We start from the raw sequence: 20,593 nt of genomic DNA, 5'->3' as shown, positions 1-20,593 counted from the left end.
TGGCCTGTCATTTATCGGCAGGCAGATTGTGACGAAGTGAACAGCCCTAGTATTTATTGTTACTTAACCTGTGGCAAGGGCTTCGTCAAACAGTGCTTTTTCCTTTGCGGGCGCAAAAAACAAAAAAAGGCAGACTGGCCCTGCCCTTACGTGGTTCTGCCACAATTCTCTTTTGTATCATGCTGTAAAATTTAATAATTTTTTAGTTGCGTTCGCAATTGTTTTAAAATTCACAATCAGGGTCAGTGCAAATATTCTTGGGGCCCGTCCTCCCCCGCCACCCTGTTTGCTGCCCAACGCAAAAAACAGACCCGGCCCACCAGAGCGGGCCGGGTCTGTTCAAAAAAATGTGGTTCAGAGCTAAAAGGCCTTGGTGCCAAACAAGGTGTCAAAAAACGATTTTTCCTTGGATGAAGGGTCAACCCAGGCCAGAACCTCGCGCCCCATGTCCCATGCAAGCGAACGGGCGATAAAGCCCGAGGGATCCCCAGGATTACGCTCGCGCAGTGAGAACAGGTAAAAATCGTGTACCTGGCGCGCTTCCATCATGCCGCCCTGGGCCATAGACCACAGCAGCGTGCCGGAACGGGCATCGTACACTTCTATTGCCAGCGAAATGGAGCTGGTGCCGCCGCTGCCGCCATCCATATAATGATTGATATACCCACCCACAACCATCTCTGCGCCCTTCTGACGGGCAAGTGCAATGGCACGCGAGGGCTCAAAGGGCGCGCCCTGCGGGGCGTATTCCAGCGCCTGAAAAGCGTTGAGCGAAAGCCACACCTGCCATACCTGGCGCGAAAGCATTTCGCTGAAGCTCACGGGATTGGCTATCTGCTGGGTGGCGCGCAGGGGGACAAACAGGGCGCGGGGGCGACGCCCCAGCACCGACTGCGGGGCCACATAGATGGCCGGGGGCTGGCGGCGCACAAAATTGTTTATCTGCACCTGAAAGGGCGTGCCAAAGTTGCCGGTAACATTCACGGTCTGGTAGCTGTCGTCGGTTGGGGAAGCGCAACCGCCCAGCAGCATTACCACAACCAGAGAGGCCACCAGTGCCACGCGCCTGCACACCTGCCAGCCCCGGCTGTTGCCCGGGCGGTCATTCTGAAGAAGGATCATTGCGTTTTCTCCGAGGCCAGACGTGCCTTTTGCATGGAATCGAGCAGCTTTTGCCTGGCCTGCGACAAACTTTCGTACAGCTCCCTGCGTTTTTCTGCGGGGATACTGCAAAACGAGGTTTGCCGGGTCATGAGCACAAGGCTGCGCATTTCCCGCCCTAGCTGCGCCAGTTGGCGCGACTCCACTTCTGCCAGCGCAACGCTGCGGCCAGCCAGTTCCGCCAGATGCCCAAGGTCTTCGGCCTGGGCGCGGATGGAGTCTGGCCTTATGATTGCGCCATATTTACGACGATTGCGAAATTCATGCCAGAATTGCGCAATCCTTCGCCAAAAGCGGGCCATGGCAATCCTCAGAATTGGGCGGCCTTCATCACCTGCAACAGTAGGGGCGCAAGCAGCAGCACCACGGGCGCAAACCCCATGAATGCCTGAGGCCATGTAAGGTTCAGAACAGTACGGCAGCCCACCAGCACGCAGGCAACCATCCAAATGAAGCCCACTATGGAGCCCAGCAACGGCACAACGCACAGCAGCGAGGGCGCAGCAGCATAGGCAGCCACCTGAAATACCAGCGAAAATTCCGGCCTTTTGCCGGTTATGAAACCATAGGTAAAATGCATAAGGGCCGTGAGCACATAAAGCTGTACAACAGAAACACCCGTTTTGAGCAGAATGGTCATGGGCAGGCTGAGCTGGGGCGACAGCAGAATGAGCATTTTTTCCAGCTCAGGATCAGATGCTGCGCTGGGCGACATGAGCGACAAAAAGATGCCCGACCAGACCCTTTCAATAATAACCTGCACCACACTGATGATCAGATAAAACACCAGGGGCCGCACCTGTGGCGTATCGGCCCGCACATGGTCGTAAAAGTTGTGCGCTCCAAACATGACCCGCATGCAGGTGTGGTAAAAGGCGGGAATCCAGCCGTCCGGCTCCGGGGCCGCATCCCACGGATTGGCAGGCATGTGGTGGCTGTCATCCTCCTGACTTTCAAACCGGGAAGCTTCGCGCGCATAGGCCTCGCTGGCAGCACGGTTTTCATCCGCATGGTCGTTGCCAGCGCCAAAAATACTGCGCTGCTGGTTGCGGCCCTCGCGGTCGTCTTCATCCCTGCCGTTGCTTCTGTCGGCATCCCGGCTGCGGTCATCCTGCTGCTTGCTGCCGCGCTGCCCAAAAATACTTTTGCCGCCCAGCAGCCCCCAAAGGTTGCCAAGATTTTTTTCTTCACCGCTGCCCGGCAGGTTTTTTGCCGTGCCGGTTTTGCGGTTGCCCGCGCCTGCTGTATAGCGCGGCTCGTCATCGGGCTGGGAATCCGCGCCAGAGCCTGCGCCAGAGCCTGTGCCAGAGCCTGCGCCAGAATCTGCGCCGGAACGGGGGCTGGAACTGCCGGGAACAATAGCGCCCGGAGGCAGGGGGTCATCGTCGCCGCCATGCCAGCCACCCTGCGGTGGCTGCTGGCCTGCGCTGCCGGCTGGCCGGGAATACCCGGAATCAACAGCCTGAGGCTGGCCGCCCGGCTGCTCGTCGTTGAACGCTGGTTCCTGCGGTTCTGAAATAACATCCGTCACGCCAGTGCCGGGCACAAAACGGAACCGGCAGGCGCAGTGGGGGCAAGTGGCGATGACGGCCTTGGAAGGCGCACGATCGGCAGGCAATTCGCGGCTAAAGCCGCAACGCGGGCATGTAATATTCACAAAAAACTCCTAGTCTGGCCGGTAAAAACCGACGCATGATTCCCCGCCACTCTAGCCGCAGCCCACAGTGCTGGCAAGTGCCGCCGCAACCGCAATGTGTACATAACCGTAAAATCGGCCTCTGGTGCGGTTTTGACGCTTAGGCGCATTGACAGCAGAGGCCGCAGGGGCTATTTTAACAGCTCAAGGGGAGTAACTGGGTTCTTGAAACCCCGGCGACATCAACAGCATGGCCATTGGCCTGGTGTCGCCATCGGTTCTGCCGATTAGTGAGACCTTGGCGTCAACGCCAAGGTCTTTTTTTATTTTAAGGAGAGCATATGACAATTCGCGCCCTGCGCCCCTACATTATTGCCGTTGGCATGACCGTGCCCGGCCTTTGCCTGCGTTTTCTGCACCCCGATGTGTCACCCCTGCTTGTGGCGCTGCTTTCGGGCATGGCCATTCTTGGCGCATCGTTTCTGCTCACCTGGGCGTGCGAGGTTGCCCAAATGGATATTCCGCAGGCCGTGGCCGTGGCCGTGGTGGCCTTTATTGCCGTGCTGCCCGAATACGCCGTGGACATGTACTTTACCTGGATGGCCGGGCAACACCCTGAGAGTGCCTACTCGCACTACGCCATTGCCAACATGACAGGCGCCAACCGGCTGCTCATAGGTGTGGGCTGGTCGGCCATTGTGCTGGTGTTTGCAGGCAAATTTCATTCCGGTGTTTCCCTGCCCGATGACAAGCGTACAGACGTGCTCTTTCTTGGCCTGGCCACACTCTACGCCCTGTTTATCCCCATCAAGGGTTCGCTGACCTGGATTGACGGCCTGGTGTTGCTGGGCATCTACATCTGGTACATTTGCATCATCGCGCGCAGGCCTGTGGAAGAAGAAGAACCCGAAGGCCCCGCCGCCCTGCTGGCCCACTTTGCCAAAAAAGTTCGTCTGCGCAGCGTCATTGGTATTTTTCTTTTCTCTGCGCTGGTGATTCTGTGCAATGCCGAGCCCTTCAGCGAAAGTCTGGTGGCCAGCGGCAAACTGCTTGGCATCAACGAATTTCTGCTGGTGCAGTGGCTTGCGCCCATTGCCTCTGAATCGCCCGAATTCATCATTGCCCTCATGTTTGCCGCACGCGGCAACGCTTCGCTGGCACTGGGCAGCCTGCTTTCGTCCAAGCTCAACCAGTGGACCCTGCTTGTGGGCATGATTCCCGGTGTCTACGCCGCGTCATTTGGTTCTCTTTCGCCCTCCATAAACCTTGACACCCACCAGTTTCAGGAAATACTACTGACGGCCGGACAATCCCTGTTTGCCGTGGCCCTGCTTGTGGATTTGCGCCTTCAGGTACGTGAGGCCGTGTGGCTGCTTGTTCTGTTCGCTGCCCAGCTGCTCTCGCCCCTGTACGATGTGCAGCTTGAAGCCCTGCTGGGCCTTGTACACGACCCGTTGCGCCTGCACTATTTCTTTGCACAGGTGTATCTGGTGCTGGCGGCTGTGCTGCTGCTGCGCAACTGGCGCGGCCTGCTGCGCCTGCGTGAAGGTTTTAAGGTTTAACACTGTATTTCATGCCCGCATGCCTGCCCTGTGGCCCGCATGCGGGCTTTGCCGCAACCCCCGTTGGCCCGTCTGCGTGGCCGCTACATGGATGACTATGCCCCGCCTTGTTTCTTTTTTGCTTCTCATGCTGCTGCTTTCTGCGCAGACCGCCCCTGCCGCCCGCCTGCCAGAAATACAGGCTGCGGGCCCCTCAAAAGCCGGGGCTGCCGTACAGAGCAATAAAGAAAACCCCGCCCGGCCTCAGGCTGCTGCCGCGCCCGGCAACCCTCTGCTTGCCAATGCTGGCGAGCCTCACCCGCAGGGCGAGGCAGATCAGTCAGCGCCCTCCGTGGCAAACCAGACAGACAATGCCGACCAGCCCCTGGCCGCCCCTGGCCGCGAACTGGCCGCCAGCCCGGCCCTGAATAATGCGGAACAAGACAGCCAGAATTCGGGCAGCCAGAATTCGGGCAGCAAGGCCCAGCCAAAGACAGACAAGGATACCGCAGCAGCCATTATTTCCGGCTCCCGCCGCCCCGGCGTCATTGAGCACCAGATCGTGCGCACCAACCGGGAGGACAAGCCCGACATCACCCTCAGTTATCCTTCTGTGGGCGTGCGCGCCATAGATGCCAGCATTCGCAACTGGGCCAGCGGCATTGCCGATGCCTTTGAGGAGACCTTCAATTCGCCGGGGCTGTACCCGGACGAGAACCGCCCGGTTCCCGAACTGTGGTGTTCGTATGCCGTCAGCCACCCTTCAGACAAGGCGCTGAGCATCACCTTTGAAGTGTGGACATACACCGGCGGCTCGCAGGGCAATCTGGATGTCATGACCCTCAACTACAGCCTTGTGAGCGGCCAGCGGCTTGGTCTGGTGGATATTTTTGAAGACCCCGATGCCGCGCTGGCCATCATGTCTGCATGGTCGCGCAAGGAGCTTACCCAGCGCCTGGGCGGCATGCGGCAGGAACAGATGCTGCGCACGGGCCTCAACCCCGTGCCGGAAAATTTCGCCAGCCTGACCCTGATTCCCTCTGGCATACGCATCAATTTTCAGCCCTATCAGGTTGCCCCCGGCATGGCTGGCGCGCAAAAAATAGATATCCCCCTTGAGGAGCTGCGCCCCGCCCACCCTCTGCTGCTGCTCTGGGGCAAATAGGGCAGCGTGGCCCCAACAGCCCCTTTCAGATATGCAAAAAGCCCCGCAAGGGGCTTTTTTTACTTCAGTTCAGGCCGCGCAGTTTCTCGCGCAGCAGGGCCGCCTTGGCCGGGCCGATGCCGGGAATCTTGCACAAATCGTCCACACTTGCGGCCCGCATGGCCTCCACACTGCCAAAGTTGTCCCACAGCAGGCGCGCCGTGGCCGGGCCAATGCCCGGCAAACGCATGAGCTCACCCGAAAGGGCCGCGCCCTGCCGCGCACGACGATGACGCCCAATGGCAAAACGGTGCGTGTTGTCGCGCACATTCTGCAAAAAAAGCAGTTCGGGCCCGCCCTCGCGCAGCGGCAAGGGGTTGGCGCGGTTGGGCACAAAAATTCTGTCGGCCACATTGCCTGCGCGGCGGTCGGCATGGCCCTCTTCATCCCTTGCCTTGGCAATGGCGGCAAGGGCAAACAGGTCTTCCCTGCCCGCCTCGCGCAGGGCCCGCTGCACCACGCCAAGCTGGCCGCGCCCGCCGTCTATGAGCAGCAAATCCGGCCACGGCGGCCCGCTCTCAAGCCTGCGCGCCACCCAGGCGTACAAGGTTGCGTAGTCGTCGCCGCTGTCGGGCATGGCATAGGCCCTGTACTGAGAACGCTCCGGCTTGCCGTCCTCAAACACCACCATGCCCACACGGGTTTGCTGGCCGCCGGTGTGCGAAACGTCCACGCACTCTATGCGCGCTGGAGGTTCAGGCAGGTGCAGGGCTTTGGCCAGCCGCTCCAGAATGTTCAGCTCTGTCTTCTGCTCCTGCCGCCGGGCTTCTTCCCGCGCGTTGGACTGGGCAAGGTCGATGAGCTGGTTGTCGCCCGCATTCTGCGGCGGCACAATGCGCACGGCCCCGCCACGGCGGTCTGCCAGGGTCTGCTCTAGCGTTTCACGGGCAGAAAGCCCGCCAGAATGCGTCCCATTTTTTGTCAGGCCCTCGGCTGGCACGGCCTCGTCTGTCCCGCTGCCGTCAACGTCCTCAGCTTCTTCCTGATCGGCAGGAATCCACGGCAAAAGCACACGCGGGGGCGGCGTGGCCTGGCTGTAATACTGGCCCATGAACGACCACAAAAGTTCCGGCGCATCCTCAAAGGTCAGCCCCGGCCAGTAAAAGGCCCGCCCGTCGGTTACCGCGCCGTTGCGCACAAAAAGCAGCCCCAGCGCCAGCCCCCTGTCTGCCGCAAACAGGCCCACGGCGTCCATATCTCCGCCGCCGGGCAACACTGCCGCCTGCCGCTCCACCGTGCTTTCCACCGCGCGTATCTGATCGCGCAGGCTGGCAGCCCGTTCAAATTCCAGTTCCTCGGCAGCCTGCTCCATGGCAGCGCGCAGGCTGCCAAGCAGCTCTGCCGACCGGCCCTGAAGCAGATCAGTCACCTTGCGCACATTTTCGTTGTATTCCTGAGATGTTACCAGATTCATGCAGGGCGCGGGGCACTGCCCCATAAAGTGGTACAGGCAGGCGCGCACGCGGTTTTTCATGGCCTTGTCGGTGCAGCGCCGCAGCGCAAAGGCCCGGTGGATGAGCTTCCACGTTTCGCGCGCGGCCAGTGCCGAAGTAAAGGGGCCAAAATAGCGCGCGCCGTCGCGCCGGGCCTGACGCACAATTTCAAGCCGGGGAAAGGGATGCTTGGGATTGATGCGAAAAAGCACGTACTGCTTGTCGTCGCGCAGCACGATATTGTAGTGGGGCCGGTGCTTCTTGATGCAGCTGGCTTCGAGCAGCAGGGCTTCTTTTTCAGTGGTGGTGGTCAGATACTCGATGCTCACGGCATGCGAGAGCATGGCGCGGGTCTTGGCAGGCAGACCCTCTGCACGAAAGTACGAAAGCACCCTGCGGCGCAGCACGCGTGCCTTGCCCACATAGATGATGCGGCCCTTGGCATCCTTATAAAGGTATACGCCGGGCGTGAGGGGAATACTGGAAGATTCGGGCTTCTGCATGGATGCATGAGGGGTGAAAGGGGATACAAAGGAATGTGCGGGGGAAGAGGCCAAAAGACCTCATCCCCCGCGCTCCTCCTGCAAACTATGTACGCTACGGCGCATGCGCAAGGGGTCAAACCCCGGCTGGCCGTAAATCAATCAGTCAACTACGGGGTAATCCCCTATATCTGCCCCTTCTGCATCATTTCGGCCACCTGGGCCACGTCCTTGTCGCCACGGCCAGAGAGGTTCACCAGCAGGATGTCGTCCTTGGGCATGTCGGGGGCCATCTTCATGGCGTGGGCAAGAGCGTGCGAAGATTCCAGTGCCGGAATGATGCCCTCGTGACGCGAAAGGGAGAAAAATGCGTCCAGAGCTTCCTTGTCGGTCACGCTGACATATTCGGCGCGGCCCATATCCTTCAGCAGGGCGTGTTCCGGCCCCACAGAGGGGTAATCAAGCCCGGCAGAGATGGAATACACCTCGCCCGCATCGCCGGTCGGGTCTTTGATCATGTAGGAATTGAAACCGTGCATGACGCCGGGTTCGCCCAGGCACAGCGAGGCCGCGTGCTGCCCGTAGCAGTTGCCACGGCCACCGGGTTCCACACCCAGCAGGCGCACGTCGGCATCGTCCAGAAAGCCCGCGAACAGGCCGATGGCGTTGGAGCCGCCACCCACGCAGCCAAGGCAGGCGCTGGGCAGACGCCCGGTTTCGGCCAGCATCTGGGCGCGGGCTTCGCGCCCCACCACAGACTGGAACACGCGCACCATGTAGGGGTAGGGGTGCGGCCCCACGGCAGAGCCGAGCACGTAGAACATTTTGGGGTCTTCAATCCACATGCCAAGGGCTTCGTCCACCGCTTCCTTGAGGGTACGCTGGCCGCTTTTGGCGGCAACCACGCGTGAGCCCAACATTTCCATGCGGATCACGTTGAGGTGCTGGCGTTCCATGTCCACTTCGCCCATGCAGATGGTGCATTCAAGCCCCATGAGGGCGGCGGTGGCGGCAGTGGCCACACCGTGCTGGCCCGCGCCGGTTTCGGCGATAACGCGCTTTTTGCCCATGCGCTTTGCCAGCAGGCACTGCCCAAGGGTATTGTTGATCTTGTGCGCGCCCAGATGGTTGAGGTCTTCGCGCTTGAGCCATATCTGCGCGCCGCCAAGGGTGCGGCTCAGATTGGCACAGTGGAATACGGGATTGGGCCGCCCCGTGTAGTGCGAGCACAAATAATCCAGCTCTTTCTGAAAGGAGGGATCCGCCTCGGCGGCCTTCATGGCTTCCGCCACTTCGTCCAGACGGGTCTTGAGGGGCTCAGGTACAAACTGCCCGCCGTAAGCCCCAAAAAATCCGTTGCTGTCGGGTTTGCCGTAAGGGGCGGAATGCTGGCTCATGCGATCTCCTTCGTGGTGCTGGGGTTCTGCAAAGTCTGCGGCCTGCGGTTTTCTGCCTTGGCAGAGCAAAACACAGGTAGCGTAAAAAACTCTGTAACTCTGTCGTTTTGCCTGCGGCATGTCAAGACACCTACCCCCAAAAACCCGCACGGAATGCGCCTTTTACGACAACCAGAGGGCTGGCACAAGCTGGCAGGCTGCCTTGCCCGTCCGGGCTCTTTGCCCTATAGTGCCCTCTCAATAACAAACAGGCGGAGTACCATGCTTGAAGAAAAATTCACCGGCAACGGCAAAGTTGTGCTGCTGGCAGGTGGCGGAAAAATCTATACGGATATTGCCGCCCGCTTTGTGCGCAGCGAGCGCGATCTGGAAGAAATTGTGGCCTCGCCCTACTCACGCCAGATCGTGCAGAACATACTCGATTCTGGCCACAGGGCTGCGCTTGAATTCGACTTTTTTCTGTTTGGCGTAGAGGGCTATTCGCGCGTTACCGAAACCCAGCTGGTGCGCAAGCGCCTCGCCTCGTACCTCATCAAGTCTGGCCGGGCAGAGCTGAACGGCAAACGCAGCTATTCTGTGGTGTACCCGCGCAGCGTGGCAGCATTTACCGCGCCCGTAACCCTGCCGGACGGACACACCACGCGCCTGAGCGGGCATGATCTGGCCGAAATTTCGCGCCAGTGGTACGATGAAGGGCTCAATGCGGGCCTACCGGAAGAAGACCTGCGCTACCTCAAGCCCCAGGCCACGGAATTCAAGGCCATCATAGGCATGAACGCCCACGCCCTGCTCGACTGGTTTGCCATACGCTGCTGCCGCAATGCCCAGCACGAAATACGCCATCTGGCATGGCAGATGCTGCGCCTCAGCCGCAAGGCCGCGCCCGACCTGTTTGCAGGGGCTGGCCCAAGCTGTGTGCAGATGGGCTATTGCCCCGAAAACAAGCGCCAGCATTCGCGCTGCGTGGGCCGCGTGCTCACCAAGGAACAGGCCATGGAAGTTCTGCGCTCCCACGGCAGCCAGCAGGCCAGCGCCGAAGACTTTACCGACCAGTAGCCTCTGGTTGGCCGCATATAAAAACGGTTCCGTGTGCGTGGCGCGCGGAACCGTTTTTTTATCGCAAGGACAAAAAAATTCTAGGGGGCGGCAGAGCCAGCGGCTGGCGCATCGCCCCGCCGGGCCTGATCCGCAAGGTCTTCGGGGCTGGCATCCAGCCCGTTTACCACCGCGCCGATCATGACGCCAAGGTGGCTCATGGCAAGGGCCAGCCACCAGATGCGGTAAAAATCGTGCCCGAATATGCCGTTGACCAGCCAGCCGCCAAAACCGATCCAGAACCACGCCGTCATACGCCAGTAGATTCTTGGGCTGTTGCTCTCAATTTCGGCCAGCAGCCGGGGGCGGATGCGTTTGTAGCCCCACCATACAAAACCCAGCAAAAAAACCATGCCCAGCGCAAAGCCGATACTGCCGTGGGCATAGAGCATGTCGAGATACAGATTGTGCGGGTGGCTGATGGTGATCGGATCATTCTGCGGCGCGAGCCCCAAAGCGCGAAATGCCTCGTTATACCGGCCAGCCCCGGCTCCCAGCCAGGGGTGCTCGCTAAAAACCTGCCATGCCATGCGCCACAGGCTCCACCGGCCATCGTGCTCTACCGCGCCAATACCGGCCCGGCCCTGCAACAGCAGCACGCAAAGCAGAATGCCCAGCGAGGCAGCGGCAAGCTTCCAGCGGGCACGCCCGCCGCGCAGCAGTATCCACAGGCCAAACGATGCGGCAACCGCCAGTGCCCCACTGCGGCTGGCCGCCCCCACCAGCAGAAAAAACGCGGGCCACAGTGTTGCAAAACACAGCAGGGCCGAGGCAAGAGGGGCCAGGCCTCGCCGCAGGATAAACCACATGGCAAAGGAAGGAATAAGGGCCAGTGCTATATAGTTGCCCACGGTGTAGTCACCAAGGCTGCCGGTGAGCCTGCCCGCATTACAGGCATAACCCAATATAAAATCCACGCCGGTGAGCGCCTGATGCAGGCCATCGAGCCCTTGCCAGAAACAGGCCAGTACGCAAGCCCACACAAGGCGGCGCAGATCTTTTTCGCCCTGCACACATTCCATGGCAATGAAGGGCAGGATAAAACCCTTGTTGATGCCAGTACCCGCATGGAGCACCGAAACCCAGACATGTTCCGAAAAAACAACGCCAATGGCGATCATGCCCCACAGGCAGTAAAAAAGGGGACGAGCATCAAGCCTGTGCAGCACGCTCTTGTGCCAGCTGTAGCGGTAGTAAAATAAAAGGAATATAAAGCTGACCACAGGCAAAACTTCGCGCGCACCATAGCCGATGGGAAAGGTCGCCAGCGAAACCCAGAATGACCAATATAGCCAGCGGCCCCACGGCACAGTTGCAGGGTCGCGCACTGCATAACGCAACACCTGCCTCATCAGCAGACCGTATTTTTTTATTTCGGCAAATATGTTCAGCACAACGCTTTCACCCTTGTTTGAGTGTGGATTACGGCGCAAGATGTATCCGTAGGCGGGCATTATTTCAAGGGGCAGCAAATTCCTTGCATTAGCGGAACATGCAAAATATACTTTTGCGATAAATTATTCACCATTGAGGTACATATGGCCAGATTTACCGGTTTTGACGAAGTATTCAGTGCGCTATACGTTGATTTTGACAATATTTACACCCGTTTTCTTGAGATCGACCCGGAGGCTGCGCGGGCATTTGGTTCTGTGCCCTACAGGTGGGTGCGCTGGATAGAAAATCACGCACTGCGCATTCTTTATGGAGAAGGTGTGCGCCGCCGCATTCTCAAGCGCATGTGCTACCTCAACCCGCAAAGATATCAGGAATACCGCAATCCCTTTATCCGCAGCGCCTTTCAGGTGGTAGACTGCCCGCCGCTGACCACTCGCGGCAAAACAAGCACAGATATTCACCTTGTCATGGACTGCATGGACGACCTTTCGCACTCCACACATTTTGACGAATTCATCATCCTTTCTGGCGATGCCGATTTTACGCCCCTGCTCATACGCTTGCAGGAACACGCCCGCCGCACCCTGGTGCTTTCGGTAGGCTATTCGTCACCCGCCTACACGGCTGCCGCCTCTTGGCGTATCCGCGAAGACTGGTTCTTGCAGCAGGCCCTGCGCGACGAACGCACAGACGATGTGGACGACCAGCCTGTGCCTGTGCCACACACGCCCCCGCTTACGGCTTCGGCCCCGGCCGCATCTGCATCGAGCGCGCCGGTTTCGGCCATTACGCCCACGCCTTCTGCCGCGCGCGGCCATCAGGCGGCTCCGGCAGCTCCGGCTGCACCGGCCATTGACGAAGAAGACGAAGGCCCCTCGCCGGGCAATGCGTGGTAAATACGCGATAACTGTCGGCCCAATGGCCAGAAGCGCTTGACGCCGGGGGCCGCCAACGCTAAAAAGTGAGACGCTCTTTTCTGGTTGGTAGCCCGCCCTACTGGTGCACACCGCGCTTTCCGGCGAACCACGGACCGTTGCAGCCTGCTGCCGTTTTCAGTGATTACGGCTGGTGTGCTGTGGCGCAGCGTCCCCCACGATGCATACAGCGGCGGGCCTGAATCATAAAAAACCTGGTTAGGAGGTCCTATGTTTCGCCGTGTAATTCTTGCTCTGGTTTCCCTCGCCCTGCTTTGCGGGCCCGCGGCTGCCGCCGAAAAGTTTATTGTGGCCAGCGACTGCACCTGGCCCCCCATGGAAATGCTTGACGCCAACAAGCAGCCCGAGGGCTTCTCCACCGACTACCTCCGCGCCATGGGCAAAGCCGCTGGCTTTGAAGTAGAAGTGCGCAACATCGCGTGGGACGGCATTTTTGGCGGCGTGGCCACTGGCCAGTACGACATCGTGGCCTCCTCGGTGACCATCACCCCCGAGCGCCAACAGCAGTTCGACTTCTCTGCCCCTTATTATGAAGTGGTGCAGGCCGTTGTGCTGCCCGCTGGCAAGTCCATCAAGTCGCTGACCGAGCTCAAGGGCAAGAAGGTCGGCGGCCAGATCGGCACCACCGGCATTTTTGTTATGCGCAAGGCCAATGCTGGCGCTGACATCAAGGAATACGACGATGTGGGTCTGGCCATTCAGGACCTCGTGGGCGGCCGTCTTGACGCCGTTATCTGCGATGATCCCGTTGCCATGTACTATGTCAACAAAAAGCCCGACACCGCTGGCAAGCTGAACATCTCGTTCAAGGCCGACGAAAAGGAATACTACGGCTTTACCGTCCGCAAGGGCCGCAAAGACCTGGTTGAAAAGCTGAACAAGGGCATTGCCGCTGTCAAGGCCTCTGGCGAAGACCGCAAGATTGCCGAAAAGTGGCTTGGTAAATAACTAACGTTCCGTTTTCGCGGGGCGTTCGGGCTTGTCCTGAGCGCCCCGCCGTATTTTTTTAAGGAGTGGACATGATTCGTCGCATACTGCTGGCCCTGGTTGCCGTTTCCCTGCTTTGCAGCCAGGCCATGGCTGCGGAAAAATTTGTTGTGGCCACAGACTGCACTTGGCCCCCCATGGAAATGCTGAACGACCAAAAGCAGCCTGAAGGTTTTGATGTGGACTTCATCAAGGCCGTTGCCAAGGCTGCCGGTTTTGAGGTTGATGTGCGCAACATCGCCTGGGACGGCATTTTCGGCGGCGTGGCCACCGGCCAGTACGACATTGTGGCCTCTGCCACCACCATTACCGAAGAACGCCAGAAGCAGTTCGACTTCTCTGATCCCTACTACGAAGTTGCCCAGGCTGTGGTGCTGCCCACCGGCAAGAGCATCAAGACCCTGGCAGAGCTCAAGGGCAAGAAGGTTGGCGGCCAGATCGGCACCACCGGCGTGTTTGTTATCCGCAAGGCTGGCGTGGAAGTTGACCTCAAGGAATACGACGATGTGGGCCTGGCCATTCAGGACATGCTGGGCGGCCGCCTCGACGCCGTTATCTGCGATGACCCGGTTGCCTTGTACTATGTGAACAAGAAGGCCGACACCGCTGGCAAGCTCAATATTTCTTTCAAGACTGAAGAAAAAGAATACTACGGCTTTACCGTGCGCCAGGGCCGCAAGGATCTGGTGGAAAAGCTGAACAAGGGCATCAAGGAAGTCAAAGCTTCCGGCGTGGAAGCCCAGCTGCTCAAAAAGTGGATGGGTGTTTCCAAGTAGCCTTTTTTTTAGCGTTTTTTTGTTAAGGCTTCCGGGCAATAGCCCGGAAGCCTTTGGCGTAAACCGGGGCAACGCTGTTGTAACAGAGGCCTTGCCCACATCAAAAAGCGGCTTGCACATCTTTGGCCCTTGCCAAAATGCAGCCGCCAGCCTCAAACGCGTTGCCATGAAGGACTGCGATGCACGACAAAAAAGATGGAAGCAAAGGCAACATCATTATGGTCACGGATGGAGCGTCCATCCCTGATCCGCGCGAATGGCGCCTGATCAATGCCTGGTCGATTGCCCTGGTGGGCGCTATCGGAACCCTGTTTGCCCTTTGCACTCTCTGGCCCGAGCCCTACCTGCGCATTTTGCTGTATCTGCCGGATGGTGTGCTGATCACATTCCGAATCACCATGCTTTCCATCTGTTGTGCTGTTCCTTTGGGCCTGCTCACGGGTCTTGGCCGCATATCAGACAACCGCATCATCAATCTTATTGCTTCTACCTATGTAGAAGTGATACGCGGTATCCCCCTGCTTGTGCAGATATTTTATATCTACTACGCACTTTCGCGCTTTGTGCAGGTCAGCGGTGTAACATCTGCGGTTGTTGCCATCAGCTTTTGCTACGGCGCATACATGGGCGAAGTATTTCGCGCGGGCATCACGGCCATCAGCAAGGGCCAGACAGAAGCGGCGCGCTCGCTGGGCTTCAACCGCTACCAGACCATGCGTCTTGTGGTGCTGCCCCAGGCCATGCGCACCATTCTGCCGCCCGTAGGCAACGAATGTATCGCCATGCTCAAGGATACCTCGCTGGTCTCCATCATGGCCGTGCCCGATATCATGCAGCGCGCGCGCAGCTTTGTGGGTACCACCTACCTGTACTTTGAAACGTACACTCTGGTGGCCATTATTTATCTCATCATCACCCTTGTGCTCTCCAAGGCCGTGAGCATCATGGAATCCAGGCTGAACTACTATGACGGAAAATAGCGCCGCCCCCATTATCTCCATTGATCACGTCTGGAAGTACTTTGGCTCACTGCCTGCCTTGCAGGATGTGTGTCTGGATATTGCGCCCGGCGAACGGGTGGTCATTATCGGGCCTTCCGGTTCCGGCAAGTCTACCCTGCTGCGCTCCATCAACCGGCTCGAGCAGATCGACCAGGGCAGCATCATCGTTCAGGGGCAAGACATTCAGAGCGATGAGAACAACATCAACGATATGCGTCAGAACCTGGGCATGGTTTTTCAGCAGTTCAACCTGTTTCCGCACAAAACAGTGCTTGAAAACCTCACCCTCGCACCGCGCCATCTGCGCAAGCTCTCGCGCGAAGAGGCCAATGCCCGTGCCCTAACCCTGCTAAAAAAGGTGGGCATCAGCGACAAGGCCAATGTGTATCCTGCCATGCTTTCTGGCGGGCAGCAGCAGCGCGTGGCCATTGCCCGCGCCCTGGCCATGCAGCCTTCCATCATGCTGTTTGACGAACCCACCTCGGCCCTTGATCCCGAAATGGTGGGCGAAGTGCTGGACGTTATGGTAAAACTGGCCGAAGAAGGCATGACCATGGTTTGCGTGACCCACGAAATGGGTTTTGCACGCACCGTGGCCGACCGCCTGATCTTTATGGATCAGGGTCAGATTGTGGAAATGGGCAAGCCGGAAACCCTGTTCACGGCCCCCCGGCATCCGCGCCTGCGCCAGTTCCTGAACCAGATTCTGTAAATCCTTTGCATGCAGACAGGGAATCCGCCCACGGATTCCCTGTCTGCATGGCTGCAAACCAGCTTTTTTTCGGCCCCTCCGCGCTTTTCTGCGCTCTGCCATAGCAGCCTGATTCACTCGTTACACTTGCCCACTGTTTGCTGTCCCTTACGCGTTTCGGCAAGGGAGAATCATTCATGAACACCCCCACTTTTTCCACTACAGTGGCAGTTGCTGTGAGCGGCGGCGTAGACAGCCTGTGCGCTCTGGTCATGCTGCGCAACGCTGGTTATCGCGTGCTGGCTCTGCACGGCCTTTTTTTGCCCGATGGCCCCACGAGCGCACCGGCGGGGCTGGCCGAAGCCTGTGCCTCTCTTGGCGTACCCCTGCATGTGGCTGACCTGCGCGCCGAATTTCAGCGCGAGGTGCTTGCCCCCTTTGCCGCCGCCTATGCCCAGGGACGCACGCCCAATCCCTGCGCCTACTGCAACCGGGCCATCAAGTTTGGCGTGCTGCTCGACACGGCACTGCAACTGGGGGCAGACAAACTTGCCACCGGCCACTATGCCCGCCTTGTTCCCGGCCCTGCCATGGAGGCAGGCGACGCTGCGCAAACCTTACCCCTGCTGGCATCTGCCACGGATTCCGCCAAGGATCAGAGCTATTTTCTCAGCCTCGTGCCGCGCCAACGCCTTGGCCGTGCCCTGTTTCCCCTGCATGGGCAAACAAAGGATCACACCCGCGCCCTTGTGGCGGCGGCAGGTCTGGCCGTGCCTCTGCCTTCAGAGAGTCAGGACATCTGCTTTGCACCGCCCGTTGTGCAGCCGGGCATGTCAGCCGCCGAGGCCTACCGGCCATTTCTGGAGCGCCACTGGCTGACGGCGGGAACCGTAGCGCCCGGCCCAGGGCCAGTGCTGCTGCGTGATGCGCAGGGCCACCTGCGGGAGATCGCCCGCCACAAAGGTCTGTGGCGCTATACCGAGGGGCAGCGCAAGGGCCTGGGCATTGCCCATTCGGAACCACTCTTTGTGCTTGCCAAGGACAGTACCGCCAATACGCTGGTGGTGGGGCCGCGTGCCCTGCTTGGCATACGCCGTTGCGTTACAGGGCCAGCCAACATTGCCCTGCCGCAGCCCCTCTGGCCTGCAAAACTGCTGGTACGCCTGCGCCATCGCCAACGTCCCTGCCCTGCCGCCGTGCGGGTTGAAGACGGCTACCTGCACATACTGGCTGACGAGCCACAGTTTCCCACGGCTCCCGGTCAGGTGGCTGCGGTTTATGATGAAGATGGCCGCGTGCTGGCAGCTGGCGTGGTGGAAGAAATGGCGTAGGGACATAACACTATGCACCTTGGGTTTGGATGAGCCTGTCAGGCTGATTTACGCAAACCCGGCTTTTACGACCTGAATGCGTCTGAAACCGGTTTTTTCCTTCTCAGTCCACGAAAAAAGTATTTTGCAAATTCGCCCAACACCACCCATCGCCTCCGCTCTGCTCCGGCGAATTTAAGGAAGGCGAAGTCACGACCCGCTTCTGATGAAGGGCTAGTGTTTCTGCTAAACACGAATTGTCTGCCTCATCACCGATCCCTGAATTTCAATACACTCAGATGCTGAGGACACACTGCGAAGCCACTGTAGCAGGTCATATTCGGCTGAAGCGGATTTTGATCAAGGTGCGAGCGTACTTTGGCATTTACGCGTCGCGGAGGGAGATCACCTGAGCGAGCGTAGCGAGGGAAGGAAGCTCCCGCAGCACAAGACGCGTGCCCTCGCTGTTTTGCGGAAGCTGAAAACTCTCTTAGGGGGTGCTCCGGGGGGAGTGCAGAGGGGGCCAAGGAGGGGCGCAGCCCCTAACAGGCCCCCTTTGCCCCACGCCGGGAAGGCGTCCCAACCTCGCCATAAGGCGAAACACCATGCCCGCCGGGCCGTATACCCAAAAATGTTTCCCCAACCGCAAACAAAAAAACGAGCCTCGGCATCAGCCAAGGCCCGTAATAAAAGTTTTTGCGGGGAAGGGGGTTTGGGGGAAGGGGCGAGAGCGCCCCTTTCCCCAATTATTTCTACCCCATATCTTCCGTCAGCACCATCTGGCGTGCTGCGGCGGTTTCGTCCAGGCGGCGCACAGGCAGATTGGTGGGCAGATCCTGAAGGGACTGCGGATCAGCCTTGCCAGTAAGGATGATTTCCTGAAGGGCTTCAACGTAGCCGTCCAGGGTTGCCTTGTCTTCCGTTTCCGTGGGCTCGGCCATGAGGCATTCGTGGACGATGAGCGGAAAATAGATGGTGGGCGCATGGATGCCGCGCTGCAAAAGGGCCTTGGCAATATCGAGGGCGCGCAGGCCCTGGGGTGCGGAAGCCACGAATTCGTGCGCGCAGAAACGGTCCTTGAAGGGAATTTCCAGCACGTTCTCAAGCTTTTTCTTGAGGTAGTTGGCGTTCAGCACAGCGTATTCAGAGGCACGGGTGAGGCCCTCACCGCCGAGGCGCAGCATGTAGGCCAGGGCTTTGATAACCACGCCAAAGCTGCCGTAGAAGGGGCCGATGGGGCCGATGCTCTGCGGCAGATTGTAATCAAGGAAGAAGCGGCCATCGGGATGCTTTGCCACGCGCGGGGCGGGCATGAAGGGCATCAGGCGGTCGGTCACACCCACAGGGCCAGCGCCGGGGCCGCCGCCACCGTGGGGGGTAGCCAGGGTTTTGTGTACATTGAGGTGTACCACGTCAAAGCCCACATCGCCCATGCGCATCTTGCCCATGATGGCGTTCATGTTGGCGCCGTCGTAGTACAGCAGGGCGTCGACCTTGCGCAGTTCGGCCACAATGCGGGGCAGATGCACTTCCATGAGGCCCAGGGTGTTGGGGCAGGTCATCATGAGGCCCGCCACATCTTCGCCGTGCTCGGCAATGGCGGCCACGATGGCTTCGGGGTCCACCATGCCGTCACGCGATTCGATGTTGATGGTGTCAAACCCGGCAAGGGCGGCAGAGGCGGGGTTGGTACCGTGGGCCGCATCGGGAATGAGCATCTTTTTACGGTTGCGGCCCTTGGCGGCGTGGTAGGCGGCAATGAGCTTGACGCCCGTAAATTCGCCGTTGGCCCCGGCCATGGGCTGGAAGGTAAAGGCCTTCATGCCGGTGAGTTCGCAGAGCAGGGTTTCTGCTTCGTACAGGCATTGCAGCGCGCCCTGTGCGCAGTCCGCACCGCCCTCAAGCTGGGCCATCATGGGGTGCAGACGGGTAAATCCCGGCAACGCCGCCACGTATTCCATAAACTTGGGGTTGTACTTCATGGTGCAGGAGCCAAGGGGGTAGAAGTTGGCATCCACACTGTAGTTGAGCTGCGAAAGCTGGGTAAAGTGGCGCACCACTTCAAGCTCGGAGCATTCGGGCAGGCGGGGGGCGTTTTTGCGCAAAAGGTCTGCGGGCAGCATGGCCGAAGCCTTGGGTGCAGAGCTGTTCAGGCAGTAGGCGGTACGCCCGGCAACGGATTTGGCGAAAATGGTTTTCACAGCAGACCTCCCAGGATTTCGGCCAGCTTGTCTATCTGGGTGCGGTTGTTGGCCTCGGTACACGAGAGCAGCAGCACGTTTTCCATGCCGGGATAGTGTTTGCCCAGCGGATACCCCGGCACAACGCCCTTGGGCGTCATGGCCTTGACCACCTCGGCGGCGGGCTTGGGCAGGCGCAGGGCCACTTCTGAGCCAAAGGGCGCGTTGTTGAGCAGTTCCACACCCTTGAGGGCGGTGAGGCGCTCGACAGCGTAGCGGGCCAGGGCCATGTTGTTTTCTGCCACGCGGGTGAGGCCTTCGGGGCCAAGCAGGCTCATGTGGATGAGCGAACGCAGGGCGCAGAGAGCCTGATTGGAGCAGATGTTTGAGGTGGCCTTGGCGCGGCGGATATGCTGCTCGCGGGCCTGAAGGGTAAGCACATAGCCGGTTTTACCGTCCACATCTGTGGTGCGGCCCACAATGCGGCCGGGGAACTGGCGGATATGTTCCTTGCGGCAGGTCATGAGGCCCAGGTAGGGGCCGCCGAACGAAAGGTTCATGCCCAGGCTCTGGCCTTCGGCCACGGCCACATCCGCACCCATTTCGCCGGGGGTTTTGAGCACAGACTGCATGACCGGGTACACGGAGATGACGCCAAAGGCCTTTTGCGAACGGGCCTTGGCAAAAAGCGCCGTATAGTCGGCCACCGCGCCAAAAAAGTTGGGATTCTGCACCATAACGGCGGCGCAGGTATTGTCTGTGGCGGCCATGAGGGCGTCCATGTCGCTGCAACCGTTGTGCTGCGGCACGGTCTTTATTTCGAGGTCGAGGCTCGATGTGTAGGCGGCAAGCATGTCGCGCCAGATGGGGTTAACGGCCTCGTCAACCACCAGCACGCGGCGGCGGGTGGCGCGCACGGCCATCATGGCGGCTTCAAAGATGGCGGTTCCGCCATCGTAAACCGAGGCATTGCCGCAGTCCATTTCCATCAGGCGGCTCACGGCTGTCTGAAATTCAAAAATGGCCTGAAGCGTGCCCTGCGAGCATTCTGCCTGATAGGGCGTGTAGGCGGTATAAAATTCGCTGCGGCCAGAAAGGGCGTCCACAGCCTTGGGAATATCGTGGTTGTAAAAACCAGCACCGAGAAAGGAGACATGACCGGGGCAGTTTTTGGCTGCCAGCTCTTCAAAATGGCCGCAAACTTCGGCCTCGCCCTGCCCCTTGGGCAGATCAAAGCTCTGGGGGCGCATGCTGGAGGGAATGTCGGAAAAAAGCTCATCCAGACTGCGCACGCCCACTACGGAGAGCATTTCATGCAACTCTTCCGGCGTATGAGGAATGTATGGCATATTGGCTCCTTGCCGCC

17 protein-coding genes are annotated in these 20,593 nt (G+C 59.4%); 9 read left to right on the top strand and 8 right to left on the bottom strand.

The genetic code is table 11. The annotated features are described in order from the left end of the window. Window positions 1-360: 360 nt before the first annotated feature. The 3 genes from ACE3NW_RS04260 to ACE3NW_RS04250 are packed head-to-tail and all read right to left on the bottom strand — an operon-like array spanning window position 361 to window position 2,818. A complete protein-coding gene (locus tag ACE3NW_RS04260; RefSeq protein WP_374280723.1) occupies window positions 361-1,122 on the bottom strand; it encodes a hypothetical protein in 762 nt (253 codons plus the stop codon). After that, complete coding sequence (locus tag ACE3NW_RS04255; protein ID WP_374280721.1) at window positions 1,119-1,463, bottom strand: hypothetical protein; 345 nt, start codon at window positions 1,461-1,463, stop codon at window positions 1,119-1,121. The genes ACE3NW_RS04260 and ACE3NW_RS04255 overlap by 4 nt, the downstream gene beginning before the upstream one ends. An 8-nt stretch (window positions 1,464-1,471) precedes the next feature. Beyond that, on the bottom strand, window positions 1,472-2,818 hold the full coding sequence (locus ACE3NW_RS04250) for a YIP1 family protein (protein ID WP_374280719.1): 1,347 nt from the start codon (window positions 2,816-2,818) through the stop codon (window positions 1,472-1,474). A 320-nt stretch (window positions 2,819-3,138) separates the two neighbouring features. Here ACE3NW_RS04250 and ACE3NW_RS04245 point away from each other — a divergent pair, with 320 nt between their 5' ends. After that, entirely contained in the window at window positions 3,139-4,359 is a 1,221-nt protein-coding gene (locus ACE3NW_RS04245) for a sodium:calcium antiporter (protein WP_374280717.1), read from the top strand. A gap of 97 nt (window positions 4,360-4,456) precedes the next feature. Continuing rightward, entirely contained in the window at window positions 4,457-5,503 is a 1,047-nt protein-coding gene (locus tag ACE3NW_RS04240) for an RsiV family protein (protein WP_374280714.1), read from the top strand. A 64-nt stretch (window positions 5,504-5,567) separates the two neighbouring features. On the opposite strand, the gene uvrC is transcribed toward ACE3NW_RS04240, so the two are convergent. Continuing rightward, window positions 5,568-7,478: an excinuclease ABC subunit UvrC gene (gene uvrC / locus ACE3NW_RS04235; RefSeq protein ID WP_374280712.1), complete on the bottom strand. Its 1,911-nt coding sequence runs from the start codon at window positions 7,476-7,478 to the stop codon at window positions 5,568-5,570. 164 nt (window positions 7,479-7,642) lie between these two features. Then, window positions 7,643-8,854 (bottom strand): tryptophan synthase subunit beta, encoded by a 1,212-nt coding sequence (trpB, locus tag ACE3NW_RS04230; RefSeq protein WP_374280710.1) that lies wholly within the window; start codon window positions 8,852-8,854, stop codon window positions 7,643-7,645. Between the two features lie 261 nt (window positions 8,855-9,115). Between trpB and ACE3NW_RS04225 the strand changes: the two genes are divergently transcribed. After that, a complete protein-coding gene (locus tag ACE3NW_RS04225) occupies window positions 9,116-9,910 on the top strand; it encodes an FAD-dependent thymidylate synthase (protein WP_374280707.1) in 795 nt (264 codons plus the stop codon). A gap of 80 nt (window positions 9,911-9,990) precedes the next feature. On the opposite strand, the gene ACE3NW_RS04220 is transcribed toward ACE3NW_RS04225, so the two are convergent. Further along, complete coding sequence (locus ACE3NW_RS04220; RefSeq protein ID WP_374280705.1) at window positions 9,991-11,382, bottom strand: O-antigen ligase family protein; 1,392 nt, start codon at window positions 11,380-11,382, stop codon at window positions 9,991-9,993. 105 nt (window positions 11,383-11,487) lie between these two features. Between ACE3NW_RS04220 and ACE3NW_RS04215 the strand changes: the two genes are divergently transcribed. The 6 genes from ACE3NW_RS04215 (at window position 11,488) to ACE3NW_RS04190 (ending at window position 17,068) form a co-directional block, all read left to right on the top strand. Next, window positions 11,488-12,243, top strand: a complete 756-nt coding sequence (locus ACE3NW_RS04215; RefSeq protein WP_374280703.1) for an NYN domain-containing protein — start codon at window positions 11,488-11,490, stop codon at window positions 12,241-12,243. A 249-nt stretch (window positions 12,244-12,492) separates the two neighbouring features. Continuing rightward, window positions 12,493-13,230, top strand: coding sequence for a basic amino acid ABC transporter substrate-binding protein (locus ACE3NW_RS04210; RefSeq protein ID WP_374280701.1), 738 nt, complete (start codon window positions 12,493-12,495; stop codon window positions 13,228-13,230). Window positions 13,231-13,301: 71 nt separating this feature from the next. After that, complete coding sequence (locus tag ACE3NW_RS04205; protein WP_374280699.1) at window positions 13,302-14,045, top strand: basic amino acid ABC transporter substrate-binding protein; 744 nt, start codon at window positions 13,302-13,304, stop codon at window positions 14,043-14,045. Window positions 14,046-14,224: 179 nt separating this feature from the next. Further along, the gene (locus ACE3NW_RS04200; RefSeq protein WP_374280697.1) at window positions 14,225-15,025 is read left to right on the top strand and encodes an amino acid ABC transporter permease; all 801 of its coding nucleotides are present in this window, start codon (window positions 14,225-14,227) and stop codon (window positions 15,023-15,025) included. Continuing rightward, window positions 15,012-15,758, top strand: a complete 747-nt coding sequence (locus tag ACE3NW_RS04195) for an amino acid ABC transporter ATP-binding protein (protein ID WP_374280695.1) — start codon at window positions 15,012-15,014, stop codon at window positions 15,756-15,758. Before ACE3NW_RS04200 ends, ACE3NW_RS04195 begins: the two co-directional genes overlap by 14 nt. 176 nt (window positions 15,759-15,934) lie before the next feature. Next, on the top strand, window positions 15,935-17,068 hold the full coding sequence (locus ACE3NW_RS04190) for a tRNA-specific 2-thiouridylase (protein ID WP_374280693.1): 1,134 nt from the start codon (window positions 15,935-15,937) through the stop codon (window positions 17,066-17,068). Window positions 17,069-17,799: 731 nt separating this feature from the next. Here the strand turns inward: ACE3NW_RS04190 and gcvPB are convergent. After that, window positions 17,800-19,248, bottom strand: a complete 1,449-nt coding sequence (gene gcvPB / locus ACE3NW_RS04185) for an aminomethyl-transferring glycine dehydrogenase subunit GcvPB (protein ID WP_374280691.1) — start codon at window positions 19,246-19,248, stop codon at window positions 17,800-17,802. Further along, window positions 19,245-20,576 carry an aminomethyl-transferring glycine dehydrogenase subunit GcvPA gene (gene gcvPA / locus ACE3NW_RS04180; protein WP_374280689.1) on the bottom strand — a complete coding sequence of 444 codons (1,332 nt, stop codon included), beginning with the start codon at window positions 20,574-20,576 and terminating at the stop codon, window positions 19,245-19,247. The genes gcvPB and gcvPA overlap by 4 nt, the downstream gene beginning before the upstream one ends. Window positions 20,577-20,593: the final 17 nt, after the last annotated feature.

It is taken from the genome of Desulfovibrio sp., assembly GCF_041907885.1.
Taxonomy (GTDB): domain Bacteria; phylum Desulfobacterota; class Desulfovibrionia; order Desulfovibrionales; family Desulfovibrionaceae; genus Desulfovibrio.
Note: the sequence above shows the minus strand (reverse complement) of the source record. Positions and strands in the feature narration are given on the sequence as shown.

Coding starts and splice junctions, on each gene's coding strand:
- ACE3NW_RS04205 (WP_374280699.1), top strand. CDS start 13,302: ATGATTCGTCGCATACTGCTGGCCCTGGTTGCCGTTTCCCTGCTTTGC.
- ACE3NW_RS04255 (WP_374280721.1), bottom strand. CDS start 1,463: ATGGCCCGCTTTTGGCGAAGGATTGCGCAATTCTGGCATGAATTTCGC.
- ACE3NW_RS04245 (WP_374280717.1), top strand. CDS start 3,139: ATGACAATTCGCGCCCTGCGCCCCTACATTATTGCCGTTGGCATGACC.
- ACE3NW_RS04260 (WP_374280723.1), bottom strand. CDS start 1,122: ATGATCCTTCTTCAGAATGACCGCCCGGGCAACAGCCGGGGCTGGCAG.
- ACE3NW_RS04190 (WP_374280693.1), top strand. CDS start 15,935: ATGAACACCCCCACTTTTTCCACTACAGTGGCAGTTGCTGTGAGCGGC.
- ACE3NW_RS04200 (WP_374280697.1), top strand. CDS start 14,225: ATGCACGACAAAAAAGATGGAAGCAAAGGCAACATCATTATGGTCACG.
- ACE3NW_RS04240 (WP_374280714.1), top strand. CDS start 4,457: ATGCCCCGCCTTGTTTCTTTTTTGCTTCTCATGCTGCTGCTTTCTGCG.
- uvrC (WP_374280712.1), bottom strand. CDS start 7,478: ATGCAGAAGCCCGAATCTTCCAGTATTCCCCTCACGCCCGGCGTATAC.
- ACE3NW_RS04225 (WP_374280707.1), top strand. CDS start 9,116: ATGCTTGAAGAAAAATTCACCGGCAACGGCAAAGTTGTGCTGCTGGCA.
- trpB (WP_374280710.1), bottom strand. CDS start 8,854: ATGAGCCAGCATTCCGCCCCTTACGGCAAACCCGACAGCAACGGATTT.
- ACE3NW_RS04210 (WP_374280701.1), top strand. CDS start 12,493: ATGTTTCGCCGTGTAATTCTTGCTCTGGTTTCCCTCGCCCTGCTTTGC.
- ACE3NW_RS04195 (WP_374280695.1), top strand. CDS start 15,012: ATGACGGAAAATAGCGCCGCCCCCATTATCTCCATTGATCACGTCTGG.
- ACE3NW_RS04215 (WP_374280703.1), top strand. CDS start 11,488: ATGGCCAGATTTACCGGTTTTGACGAAGTATTCAGTGCGCTATACGTT.
- gcvPA (WP_374280689.1), bottom strand. CDS start 20,576: ATGCCATACATTCCTCATACGCCGGAAGAGTTGCATGAAATGCTCTCC.